Origin of the sequence: Spiribacter halobius (genome assembly GCF_020883455.1) — a bacterium.
Taxonomy (GTDB): domain Bacteria; phylum Pseudomonadota; class Gammaproteobacteria; order Nitrococcales; family Nitrococcaceae; genus Sediminicurvatus; species Sediminicurvatus halobius.
Genome location: NZ_CP086615.1, coordinates 1,903,272 through 1,915,694 on the forward strand (window position 1 = coordinate 1,903,272; position 12,423 = coordinate 1,915,694).

10 protein-coding genes are annotated in these 12,423 nt (G+C 69.0%); 7 read left to right on the forward strand and 3 right to left on the reverse strand.

The features are described from left to right. The first annotated feature begins 50 nt into the window (after positions 1–50). The 7 genes from LMH63_RS08640 to LMH63_RS08670 all read left to right on the forward strand — a co-directional run bounded on the left by LMH63_RS08640 (position 51) and on the right by LMH63_RS08670 (position 10,107). Entirely contained in the window at positions 51–3,803 is a 3,753-nt protein-coding gene (locus LMH63_RS08640; RefSeq protein ID WP_109680032.1) for a nitrate reductase subunit alpha, read from the forward strand. Then, complete coding sequence (narH, locus tag LMH63_RS08645) at positions 3,800–5,365, forward strand: nitrate reductase subunit beta (protein WP_109680033.1); 1,566 nt, start codon at positions 3,800–3,802, stop codon at positions 5,363–5,365. The genes LMH63_RS08640 and narH overlap by 4 nt, the downstream gene beginning before the upstream one ends. A gap of 13 nt (positions 5,366–5,378) precedes the next feature. Further along, positions 5,379–6,068 (forward strand): nitrate reductase molybdenum cofactor assembly chaperone, encoded by a 690-nt coding sequence (gene narJ / locus LMH63_RS08650; RefSeq protein ID WP_109680034.1) that lies wholly within the window; start codon positions 5,379–5,381, stop codon positions 6,066–6,068. A gap of 54 nt (positions 6,069–6,122) precedes the next feature. Next, positions 6,123–6,809: a respiratory nitrate reductase subunit gamma gene (gene narI, locus LMH63_RS08655; protein WP_109680035.1), complete on the forward strand. Its 687-nt coding sequence runs from the start codon at positions 6,123–6,125 to the stop codon at positions 6,807–6,809. Positions 6,810–6,910: 101 nt separating this feature from the next. Beyond that, on the forward strand, positions 6,911–7,687 hold the full coding sequence (locus tag LMH63_RS08660) for a peptidylprolyl isomerase (protein WP_229332764.1): 777 nt from the start codon (positions 6,911–6,913) through the stop codon (positions 7,685–7,687). A gap of 154 nt (positions 7,688–7,841) precedes the next feature. Further along, on the forward strand, positions 7,842–8,438 hold the full coding sequence (locus tag LMH63_RS08665; RefSeq protein ID WP_109680036.1) for a class I SAM-dependent methyltransferase: 597 nt from the start codon (positions 7,842–7,844) through the stop codon (positions 8,436–8,438). Between the two features lie 49 nt (positions 8,439–8,487). Further along, positions 8,488–10,107: a GMC family oxidoreductase gene (locus tag LMH63_RS08670; protein ID WP_109680037.1), complete on the forward strand. Its 1,620-nt coding sequence runs from the start codon at positions 8,488–8,490 to the stop codon at positions 10,105–10,107. Positions 10,108–10,293: 186 nt separating this feature from the next. Here the strand turns inward: LMH63_RS08670 and LMH63_RS08675 are convergent, their stop codons facing one another. The 3 genes from LMH63_RS08675 to LMH63_RS08685 all read right to left on the reverse strand — a co-directional run bounded on the left by LMH63_RS08675 (position 10,294) and on the right by LMH63_RS08685 (position 12,394). Continuing rightward, the gene (locus tag LMH63_RS08675) at positions 10,294–10,566 is read right to left on the reverse strand and encodes a DUF3634 family protein (protein WP_109680038.1); all 273 of its coding nucleotides are present in this window, start codon (positions 10,564–10,566) and stop codon (positions 10,294–10,296) included. A gap of 180 nt (positions 10,567–10,746) precedes the next feature. Next, entirely contained in the window at positions 10,747–11,181 is a 435-nt protein-coding gene (locus tag LMH63_RS08680; protein ID WP_109680039.1) for an OsmC family peroxiredoxin, read from the reverse strand. A gap of 37 nt (positions 11,182–11,218) precedes the next feature. Continuing rightward, the gene (locus LMH63_RS08685; protein WP_109680040.1) at positions 11,219–12,394 is read right to left on the reverse strand and encodes an MFS transporter; all 1,176 of its coding nucleotides are present in this window, start codon (positions 12,392–12,394) and stop codon (positions 11,219–11,221) included. Positions 12,395–12,423 lie beyond the last annotated feature (29 nt).

Here is a 12,423-nt window from a genome sequence, read left to right on the forward strand (position 1 = left end):
GCGGCGGCCTGCCGCCCCGGCCTCGTGGCAACCAGCGGAGCGAGAGAGCGATGAGCCACTTCCTCGACAGACTCACCTTCTTCAAGCGGGTGCAGGACACCTTCTCCGGCGATCTGGGGCAGACCACCCTGGAGGACCGCTCCTGGGAGAAGGCCTACCGCCAGCGCTGGCAGCACGACAAGATCGTGCGCTCCACCCACGGCGTGAACTGCACCGGGGCCTGCTCCTGGAAGATCTACGTCAAGGACGGCCTGGTCACCTGGGAGACCCAGCAGACCGACTACCCGCGCACGCGGCCCGGTCTGCCCAATCACGAGCCCCGGGGCTGCGCCCGCGGTGCGAGCTACTCCTGGTACATGTACAGCGCCAACCGCCTGAAGTACCCGATGGTGCGCGGGCGGCTGCTGCGGCTGTGGCGCGAGGCGCGCAAGGTCCACGACGACCCGGTGGCCGCCTGGGAGTCCATCGTCTCCATCCCCGAGAAGGCCGACGAGTACAAGCGCAAGCGCGGGCTGGGCGGCCTGGTGCGGGCGGACTGGGACGAGGTCGAGGAGATGATCGCCGCGGCCAATGTCTACACAGCCCGCGACTACGGGCCGGACCGCATCATCGGCTTCTCGCCGATCCCGGCCATGTCCATGGTCTCCTACGCCGCGGGTGCGCGTTACCTGTCCCTGATCGGCGGGGCCTGCCTGTCTTTCTACGACTGGTACTGCGACCTGCCCCCGAGCTCGCCCATGACCTGGGGCGAGCAGACGGACGTCCCCGAGTCGGCGGACTGGTACAACGCCAAGTTCCTGATGATGTGGGGCTCCAACGTGCCGCAGACGCGCACGCCGGACGCCCACTTCATGACCGAGGCGCGCTACAACGGCACCAAGACCGTGGTGGTCTCCCCCGACTACGCGGAGGCCACCAAGTTCGGCGACCTGTGGCTGTCGCCGAAGCAGGGCACGGACGCCGCCCTCGGCATGGCCCTCGGGCACGTGATCCTCAAGGAGTTCCACGTCGACCGCCAGGAGCCCTACTTCACCGACTACTGCCGGCGCTACACGGACATGCCGCTGCTGGTGGAGCTGGAGGAGACCCCGCGCGGTACCGCCCCCGGGCGCTTCCTGCGCGCCAGCGACCTGGAGGACGGCGCCGGGCAGAAGCAGCACACCGAGTGGAAGACCCTCGGCATCGACGGCAAGTCCGGCGACATCGTCTGCCCGCGGGGCTCGATCGGCTTCCGCTGGGACGAGAGCGGGCGCTGGAACCTGGAGCAGAAGGAGGGCGGCGGCAAGGGCCGCAACGTCGAGCTGGTGCTCTCGCTGGCCGACGGCCACGACGAGCTCGCCACCGTGGCCTTCCCCTACTTCGGTGGCATCGAGCACGAGTACTTCACCGCCAACGAGCAGCAGGACGTGCTCGAGCGCAAGGTGCCGGTGCGCCGGCTCACGCTGGCCGACGGCCGCGAGGTGAAGGTGGCCACGGTGTTCGACCTCATGGCCGCCCACTACGGCGTCGACCGCGGCTTCGAGGGTGACGACGTCCCCAAGTCCTACGAGGACGACAAGCCCTATACGCCGGCCTGGCAGGAGCGCATCACCAGCGTGCCGGCGGAGCACGTGATCCGGGTGGCCCGGGAGTTCGCCGACAACGCCGCGAAGACCAACGGCAAGTCCATGGTCATCCTCGGCGCCGGTCTGAACCACTGGTACCACATGGACATGAACTACCGCGCCATCATCAACATGCTGGTGATGTGCGGCTGCATCGGCCAGAGCGGGGGCGGCTGGGCCCACTACGTCGGCCAGGAGAAGCTGCGCCCGCAGACCGGCTGGCTGCCGGTGGCCTTCGCCCTGGACTGGGCGCGCCCGCCACGGCACATGAACGGCACCTCCTTCTGGTACGCGCACTCCGATCAGTGGCGCTACGAGAAGCTCGAGGTCTCCGAGATCCTCTCGCCGCTGGCCGATCCCAAGGACTGGGGCGGCAGCATGATCGACTACAACGTCCGCGCCGAGCGCATGGGCTGGCTGCCCTCGGCTCCCCAGCTTGGACGCAACCCGCTGCAGGTCGCCCGGGACGCCGCGGCTGCGGGCATGGAGCCGAAGGACTACGTGGTCGAGCAGCTCAAGAGCGGCGAGCTGCGCATGGCCTGCGAGGACCCGGACAACCCGGCCAATTTTCCGCGCAACCTCTTCATCTGGCGCTCAAACCTGCTCGGCTCGAGCGGCAAGGGTCACGAGTACCTGCTCAAGCACCTGCTCGGCACCGACGATGGCGTCCAGGAGCAGGACCTCGGCGACGAGGGCTTCCAGCGTGCCGAGGAGGTGGTCTGGCGGGACGAGGCCCCCCGCGGCAAGCTCGATCTGCTGGTGACCCTGGACTTCCGCATGTCCACCACCTGCCTGTACTCGGACATCGTCCTGCCGACGGCGACCTGGTACGAGAAGAACGACCTCAACACCTCGGACATGCACCCGTTCATCCACCCGCTCTCCGAGGCCACCGATCCGGCCTGGGAGGCGCGCAGCGACTGGGACATCTTCAAGGGTCTCGCGCGCAAGTTCTCGGAGGTGGTGCCGGGGCATCTCGGGGTGGAGAAGGACGTGGTCACCGTGCCGCTGCTCCACGACACCCCGGGGGAGCTCGGTCAGCCCTTCGACGTCAAGGACTGGAAGCGGGGCGAGTGCGATCCGGTGCCGGGCAAGACCATGCCCAACCTGGTCGTCGTGGAGCGGGACTATCCCAACACCTACGAGCGCTTCACCAGCGTCGGGCCGTTGCTGGACAAGCTTGGCAACGGCGGCAAGGGCATCAGCTGGAACACCGAGTCGGAGGTGGACTACCTCGGCCGGCTGCACGGGCGCCACAACGGCAACGGCAGCGATGCGCGTCCGAGCATGGACACGGCCACCCAGGCCGCGGACACCATCATGTCCCTCGCCCCGGAGACCAACGGCCATGTGGCGGTCAAGGCGTGGGAGGCGCTCGGCAGGTTCACCGGGCGCGATCACCGGCACCTGGCCCTGTCCAAGGAGCACGAGCACATCGGTTTCCGCGACATTGTCGCCCAGCCGCGCAAGATCATCTCCTCGCCCACCTGGTCGGGCATCGAGTCGGAGGAGGTCTGCTACAACGCCGGCTGGACCAACGTCCACGAGCTGATCCCCTGGCGCACCCTCACCGGGCGCCAGCAGTTCTACCAGGACCACTCCTGGATGCGGGCCTTCGGCGAGGGCTTCGTGAGCTACCGCCCGCCGGTGAACACCAAGACCTGGAAGCAGCTCGAGGGCCGGCGCTCCAACGGCAATCCGGAGCTGGTGCTGAACTGGATCACCCCGCATCAGAAGTGGGGCATCCACAGCACCTACAGCGACAACCTGCTGATGCTCACGCTCTCGCGGGGCGGGCCCTGCATCTGGATCTCGGAGGTGGACGCGAAGAAGGCCGGCATTGAGGACAACGACTGGATCGAGGTCTTCAACGTCAACGGCGCGGTGGTGGCCCGGGCGGTGGTTTCCCAGCGCGTCCGCGAGGGCATGGCGATGATGTACCACGCCCAGGAGCGGATCGTGAACACGCCCGGATCCGAGATCACCGGCAAACGCGGCGGCATCCACAACTCCGTCACCCGGGCGGTGCTCAAGCCGACCCACATGATCGGCGGCTATGCCCAGCTCTCCTACGGCTTCAACTACTACGGGACGGTGGGCTCCAACCGCGACGAGTTCGTGGTGGCCCGCAAGATGTCCCGGGTCGACTGGCTGGAGGGCGATGACGAAAGCATCCTGGCACAGGAGTACACGCGATGAAGGTCCGCGCGCAGATCGGCAAGGTCCTCAACCTCGACAAGTGCATCGGCTGCCACACCTGCTCGGTGACGTGCAAGAACGTCTGGACCTCGCGGGAGGGCATGGAATACGCCTGGTTCAACAACGTCGAGAGCAAGCCCGGCATCGGCTACCCCAAGGACTGGGAGAACCAGGCCCGCTGGCGTGGCGGCTGGGAGCGCACCGGCAACGGCAAGGGCACGCTGCGCCCGAAGCAGGGCGGCAAGTGGCGGCTGCTCGCCAACATCTTCGCCAACCCGCACCTGCCGGAGATCGACGACTACTACGAGCCCTTCAACTACGACTATCAGCGCCTGCACACCGCTCCCGAGTCCAAGGCGCAGCCCACGGCGAAGCCCTACTCGGCCATCACCGGGCTGCCCATGGACAAGATCGAGTGGGGCCCGAACTGGGAGGAGATCCTCGGCGGCGAGTTCGAGAAGCGCTCCCAGGACTACAACTTCCAGCAGGTGCAGAAGGAGATCTACGGGCAGTTCGAGAACACCTTCCTCATGTACCTGCCGCGGCTCTGCGAGCACTGCCTCAACCCCACGTGCGTCGCGAGCTGCCCGAGTGGGGCAATCTACAAGCGTGAGGAGGACGGCATCGTCCTGATCGACCAGGACAAGTGCCGCGGCTGGCGGATGTGCATCTCCGGCTGCCCGTACAAGAAGATCTACTACAACTGGCAGTCCGGAAAGTCCGAGAAGTGCACCTTCTGCTACCCGCGGATCGAGGCGGGTCAGCCGACGGTGTGCTCGGAGACCTGTGTCGGCCGCATCCGCTACCTGGGTGTGCTGCTCTATGACGCCGACGCCATCGCCGAAGCGGCCGCCACCCCCAACGAGCAGGACCTCTACGAGGCGCAGCTGCGGGTATTCCTCGACCCCAACGACCCGGAGGTCATCGCCCAGGCCCGCAAGGACGGCGTGCCGGACTCCTGGCTGGAGGCGGCCAAGGTCTCGCCGGTGTGGAAGATGGCCATGGACTGGAAGGTGGCCTTCCCGCTGCACCCCGAGTACCGGACGCTGCCCATGGTCTGGTACGTGCCGCCGCTCTCGCCCATTCAGTCGGCGGCGGATGCGGGCAACGTCGGCATGGACGGGCTCATCCCGGACGTGAAGTCCCTGCGCATCCCGCTCAAGTACCTCGCCAACATGCTCACCGCCGGCGACGAGCGCCCCGTCGCCCACGCCCTGGAGCGCATGCTCGCCATGCGCGTGTACAAGCGCGGGCAGACCGTGGACGGCGTCGAGCACACCGAGGTGCTGGAGAACGTGGGCCTGACCCCGGCGCAGCTTGAGGACATGTACCGCATCATGGCGCTCGCCGACTACGAGGACCGCTTCGTCATCCCCACGGCGCACCGCGAGCTCTCCACCGAGGATCCGTACGGGGATCGCAGCGGCTGCGGCTTCAGCTTCGGCGACGGCTGCAACACCACCGGTGTCACCAGCCCGAACCTGTTCGGCTCGAAGAGCCCGCGCAAGCGGAAGTTCCCCAACCGCGACGAGCTGCTGGCCCGCGCGAAGCAGGTCTCGTGAGGAGGGCAGGGTCATGCATACGTTCAAGGTGATCGGCCTGCTGCTGCACTACCCGGACGAGCAGCTCGTGGCCCATACCCGCGAGCTCGGCGAGGCCCTCGATGTGGAGGGCCTGGTGGCCGGCCGCTGCCGGGAGGGCTTCGAGCGGCTGCTGGAGCGGCTGCGCGCCCGGGATCTGCTCGATCTGCAGGCGGAGTACGTGGAGACCTTCGACCGCGGCCGGGCCCGGTCGCTGCATCTCTTCGAACATGTGCACGGCGAGTCGCGGGACCGCGGCCAGGCCATGGTGGACCTGCAGCAGGTATACCGGGAGAACGGCTTCCAGATCGCGAGCCGGGAGCTGCCCGACTACCTGCCGCTGTTCCTCGAGTTCCTGTCGACGCTGGAGCTGGAGGCCGCGGCGGCCTGGCTGGAGGAGACCGGGCCACTGCTCGCCGTCCTCCACGCCCGGCTCGCCGAGGACGGCAACCCGTACGCGGTGGTCTTCGAGCCGCTGCTGGCGCTCGCCGGCTGTGAGCCGGAGGACGCCGAGCTGCGGGCGCGGGTGGCGGCGCAGCCGCCGGACAACACGGCCGAGGCGCTGGACCGGGTCTGGATGGAAGAGCCGGTGACCTTCGGACCCGAGGGCGGCTGCCCCTCGGCCCGGCCCCAGCGCAAGACCACGCCCATCCAGTGGGCGGAGCGCCGCCAGCAGGCCCGCTGAGGCGGGCCGGCGCGCGGTAACGATTGAGCTGATCCACAGGCGGAGATCCCGACCATGGAATTCCTGAACAACCTTCTCTTCGGCTACTTCCCGTACGTCGCCGGAACCGTGTTCCTCGCCGGGAGCCTGGTGCGCTTCGACATGAGCCAGTACACCTGGAAGACCAACACCAGCCAGCTGCTGGACTCCAGCCGGCGCTTCCAGATCGCCAACAACCTGTTCCACGCCGGGATGATCCTGCTCTTTTTCGGGCACTTCTTCGGCATGCTGACCCCGCCGGCGGTCTACCACGCCATCGGCATCAGCACCTCGTTCAAGCAGGTGGCCTCGATGACGGCGGGTGGCCTGTTCGGCATTCTGGCGCTGGTCGGTGGAGCCTTCCTGCTGCACCGGCGGCTGACCAACCCACGGGTGCGGCGCACGAGCTCCCAGGGCGACGTGTTCATCCTGGTGCTGCTCTACGTCCAGCTCATCCTCGGCATGGGCACGATCTTCGTCTCCGTGGACCATCTGGACGGCTCGACCATGCTGCTGCTCACCGGCTGGGCGCAGAAGATCGTGACCTTCCAGCCGGGCGCGGCGGAGATGATTGCGGGCGTGCACTGGATCTACAAGCTGCACATCTTCCTGGGGCTGGTGGTGTTCCTGGTGTTCCCGTTCACCCGGCTCGTGCACATCTGGAGCGTGCCCTACACCTACATCGCGCGTCGCTACCAGATCGTGCGCCAGCGCAGCGCGTGAGCGGGAGCCGTCGCACCCCTGCCGTGCACGCCCTACCCCTTGCGTAGGTCGTGCACGGCCAAGGGCCGTGTGCGACATCCCGCCCGGGAATACCGCCGGCAATGAGGACCGAGGCCGCCATGCCCATTACCGTCAATGGCGTCGAGATCAGTGACCACGCCGTCAACGTCGAGTCCGCCCACTACGAGGGCGGGGACATCCGCGAGCGCCAGCACCAGGCCGCCGTGGCCCTGGTGGTGCGCGAGCTGCTGCGCCAGCGGGCCGACGAGCTCGGCCTGCCGCAAGAGGAGGACGAGGAGCGGCGCCTGGATGCGCTGCTTGCCGAGGACGCGCCCGTGCCCACCGCCGACGAGGCGGCCTGCCGCGCCTACTACGACAAGAACCCGGAGCGCTTCACCACCTCGCCGGTGCTGGTGGCGCGTCATATCCTGCTGCCCGCCCACCCGGACGACCTGGAGGAGCAGGACCGCCAGCGCGACCTGGCCGAGCGCCTGATCGCCAGCCTGCAGACGGACCCCGAGGCCTTCCCGGCGCTCGCCCGGGAGCACTCCGCCTGCCCGTCGCGGGAGGAGGGCGGCTACCTCGGCCAGCTCGAGCGCGGCTCCACCGTGCCCGAGCTCGACGAGGTGCTGCTGCGCCAGCCCGAGGGCCTGTGCACCCGGCCGCTCGGCAGCCGTTATGGCTGGCACGTGGTAGAGGTGCTGCAGCGCGCCGAGGGCCGCCAGCAGCCCTACGACGCGGTGCGCGCACGGATCGCGGAGTACCTCACCGAGCGCACGCGGCGGCGGGCGATACGCCAGTACATCGCGGTGCTGGCGGGGGCAGCGGAGATCGAGGGCATCGAGCTGGAGACAGCGGACTCGCCCCTGGTGCAGTGACGGGCTGGGAGTCTCCGCCGTACCGGGGTGCACGCCCCGGCAGGGCGCCCCGGCTGCCCGCCGTTTACCTGCCCAGGCGATGGCCGGGGAGTGGTTCGAGGCATTCCGGTGCTACCCTATGGCGCGTCTTCAGTCGCGCCATCAGGAGGGGGGAATGCCGCAACCGATCCACCGAGTCACCTTTTTCCAGGGGTTTCTGCGCAACCCGAAGCAGGTGGGCTCGATCATCCCCAGCTCCCGCTTCCTCGAGCGGCGCATCGTGCGCACCACCGCCGCCAGTAGCGCAAGAACGCTCGTGGAGCTCGGCCCGGGTACCGGCGGGACCACCCGTGCCGTGCTCGACGCCATGCCTGCGGACTCACGTCTGCTGGCCATCGAGGCGAATGCCGAGTTCGCCCGCGTGCTCGAGGAGTTCGACGATCCGCGACTGATCCCGCACCACGGCAGCGCCGAGGACATCGCCGACATCCTGCGCGAGCACGAGCTGCCCGCTCCGGAGGTGGTCTTCTCCGGGATCCCGTTCTCCACCATGCCGAAGGCGGTTGGGCAGGGCATTATCCGCGCCGTCTGGGATTCCCTCGCCGAGGGTGGCCGCTTCGTCGCCTATCAGTTCCGCGACCAGGTCATGGTGCTGGGCCGCGAGCTGCTGGGGGACCCGGAAGTGGAGCTCGAGCTGCTCAACGTCCCGCCCATGCACTTCTACAGCTGGCACAAGCCGAACGGCGCCGCCGGCAACGGCCACGCCGTGTGAGCTGAGCCGAGGGCGTCCAGGCCCTGGCGCGAGGGGAGGAGACCGAGGCATGGGGGCCACGCGCGAGCTCGGCCGGTTCGACTACATCATCGTCGGCGCCGGCACGGCTGGCTGCCTGCTGGCCAACCGCCTCAGCGCCAACCCGCAGAACCAGGTACTGCTGCTGGAGGCGGGCGGCGCGGATCGCTACCTCTGGATCCACATCCCCGTGGGCTACCTCTACACCATGAACAACCCGCGCACCGACTGGTGCCTGCGCACCGAGCCCGATCCCGGGCTCAACGGCCGCAGCCTCGGTTATCCGCGCGGGCGGGTGCTCGGCGGTAGCAGCGCCATCAACGGCATGATCTACATGCGCGGCCAGGCCCAGGACTACGATCACTGGCGCGACCTCGGCAATCCCGGCTGGGGCTGGGAGGAAGTGCTGCCCTACTTCCTGCGCCATGAGGATCACGCCTTCATTCACAACGAGTGGCATGCCCAGGGCGGCGAGTGGCGCGTGGAGCGACAGCGCCTCTCCTGGGAGATCCTCGAGGCCTTCCGGGATGCCGCCGAACAAGTGGGCATCCCCAGGACCGACGACTTCAATACCGGCGACAACAACGGCTGCGGCTACTTCCACGTCAATCAGCGCCGCGGCGTCCGGGTGAGCGCGGCCAGGGCGTTTCTCCACCCCGTTCGCCGCCGCCGCAATCTCACCGTCGTTACCGGCGCCCAGGCAGAGTGGCTGGAGCTGGCCGAGGGGCGCGTGCGCGCGATTCGCTTGCGCCGAGACGGCGAGCGGCAGCGGGCCGAGGCCAACGCCGAGATCCTGCTGGCCTCCGGCTCCGTCGGCTCACCCTGCCTGCTGCAGGCATCGGGCATCGGCCCCGGGGAGACGCTGCAGCGCCTCGGCATCGAGGTGGCGCGTGCGCTGCCTGGCGTGGGCGAGAATCTGCAGGATCACCTGCAGATCCGCACCGTGTTCCGGGTTCAGAACACGGTCACCCTCAATCAGCGGGTGAACAGCCTCTGGGGCCGCATCGCCATGGGCATGGAGTACGCCCTGCGCCGTTCCGGCCCGCTGTCCATGGCCCCGAGCCAGCTCGGCTGCTTCACCTACAGCGACGACCGCGAGACCCGGCCGAACCTCCAGTACCACGTGCAGCCGCTGAGCACGGACAAGCTTGGCGACCCGCTGCATCCGTTCCCGGCGCTCACCGCCTCGGTCTGCAACCTGCGCCCCGAGAGCCGGGGTCGCGTGGTGCTGCGCGACCCCGATCCGCGCAGCGCACCGAGCATCTTCACGAACTATCTCAGCACCGAGCGCGACCGCGAGGTGGCGGCGAGCGCCATCCGTGTCACCCGCCACATCCTCGCCGCCCCGGCGCTGCAGGCTTTCTCCCCGGACGAGCTGCTCCCGGGCGCTGGGGTGCAGAGCGACGACGAGCTGGCAAAGGCCGCCGGCGACATCGGAACCACCATCTTCCACCCGGTCGGCACCTGCCGCATGGGCCCGGCGAGCGAGCCGGACGCGGTGGTCGACCCCCGCCTGCGCGTCCACGGCGTCCCCGGCCTGAGAGTGGTGGACGCCTCGGTGATGCCCACCATCACCTCCGGCAACACCAACTCCCCCACCCTCATGATCGCCGAGAAGGCCGCCGAGATGATCCTGGAGGACAATCGGTAGGCAGCGGTTCAGCGAAGCCCCCGATTAAACACAACGACACAACGGACACAACGGAACACAATGCCAGGAAGTTATCTTTCAGCGCAGTAAGAAACCTCTTCCGATGTGATTCGTTGTGTCCGTTGTGTCGTTGTGTTGAACAGCAAGGCCCGAATCGCTTGCCGGCGGCGCACAGGAATCGTTCGATTACCCGCGAGCCCGGCGGTTGCCGGAGCCGCCGGTGGGGGGTGGGGTCCAGACATTGCGGATGGGCTGGCGGGCGCGCTCGGGGACGTCGCGGGAGAACTTCAAGCGCCGCGCGCTGCGCAGGCCCACGCCGCGCACCGTGCCGCTGCGGATGTCGTAGAGCCGGGCGATGTCGTCGCAGGCGTCGACGAAGCCCGGGGGTGGCTGGCCGCGCCGCCGCCGGGCACGACCGTTGTCGAACTCCACCTCGAACTGCGTCGTCCCGCCGAGCATTCCGGTCCCCTGGCTGCTGCCCGCATGATACCGCCTCGGCCCGCCGAGCGGCAGGCGCGACCCTGCTGGGCGGATGCGCACCGCGACGGCCTGCAGGCAAAACCGGTGCCGGGCCGTGCCCGTCAGCGCGTGTGGGGGGCGCCCGCCAGGGCACCCTTCACACACGCTCCGTTCAGCCGGTCAGCCGGAGCCGAGCTCCGCCCTGGTCAACGTGACGTTGGTGCCGGCCAGGGCACGCGAGACCGGACAGAAGCCCTTGGCCTCCTCCGCGATGCGCTCGAACTCGGCCGCATCGATGCCTTCGACCCGGCCGCTGACGCTGAGCTCGGAGCCAGTGATGGTCGGGCGGCCATCCACCTCGTCGATGGTGACCTCCGCCTGCGCATCGATGCGCTCGACCCGGTAGCCCTTCTGGCCGAGCAACAGGGAGAACGCCATCGCATAGCAGGAGGCGTGGGAGGCACCAATGAGCTCCTCCGGGTTGGAGCCGTCGCCGTCTTCGAAACGGGACGGGAACGAGTACGCCGCCGACAGCGCCCCGGACTGGGTCGTCACCTCGCCGGTGCCACCGGGAACCGCCCCGTGCCATGTCGCCTTGCCGTTTCTCGTAGGCATTGTCGATCCTCCTGTTTGAAGAAGTATTATGGTTACATCAATAGTCCCGAATTGCCACAGGCGCCGGCAGCCTCAGCGTCAGCGCCAGCGTGGCGGCGACATAGGCGAGAATCGGCCAGAGCGCGGCCGTGGGGCGCCCGAGGGCGTCGGCCAGGGCGCCCCCGAGTAGCGGGACCAGGAAGGCAATGCTGTAGCCCACGGTGAACATGCCGGCGGAGAGTGCCGCGGTGCCGTCATTGCCCGCATAGAGCGGTGGCAGTGCCACCAGCAGTATCAGCAGCACCCCGGAGCAGAAGCCCACCAGCGCCGCGGCGCTCAGCCCCGCCCAGCCCGGCAGCACGAGGAAGCCCGCGAGACCGATGCCGCCGAATACGGAGAGCCAAAGCAAGGGTTGCGGCCGGCCCACCCAGTGCCGGGCGACCCGCAGCATCAGCAGCGAGGAGGCGACCTGGCTGCCGTTCAGCATGATCAGCCCGGTGGCCAGCCAGTCGGTTTCGCCACGTCCGCCGAGCACGGAGCCGAGATAGGCGTTGGTGCCGAAGAACAGGCAGGCGGTGGCGCCGAGCAGGGCACCGAGGCGCCAGACCAGCGGATCGCGCCAGCGCGGCATCCAGGCGCCGCCACTGGGGCCGGGGTGGTCATCGTCCCGGCGCAGCAGCAGACCGGCGGCCAGCAGCACTGCAGGCGCCGACCAGGCCACCAGCACGAGGCGCCAGTCATCGCCGAGCAGCGGCATGAGCACGGGGAGGGTGAGCCCGGCGCCCGCAATCTCGCCGAGGAGCATGCCGTTCATGTAGACGGCGGTGCCCAGTGCAATGCGCTCCGGGCACCAGCGGGTGAGCAGGGTAGGCAGGCCCGGCTGCAGGGTGGCGACACCGAGCCCCATGACCGCGGTGGCGGTGAACAGTGTCAGCGCCCCCGGTGCGAGGCTGCGCGCGGCCGAGCCCAGCGCGATCACCAGCAGGGCCAGCGCCACGGCCCGGCGGGGGCCGAGTCGCGCGATCACGAAGGCCGCGGCCACGGAGGCCAGCGCCAGGGCCAGTACCGGAATCGTCGTGAGGGCGCCGGTGCCGGCCTGGCTGAGCCCCAGATCCGCGGCCATGCGCGGCGCCAGCGGCGGCGCCACGAGCACCGTCAGCCGGAGGTAGAGCCCCGCACACCAGAGCAGAACGAGTGCGACGGGCAGGCTGGGTGCGGTGCGTGACTCGGTCATTGGCTCCCCCCGGGGCAGGGCGCGCAGTG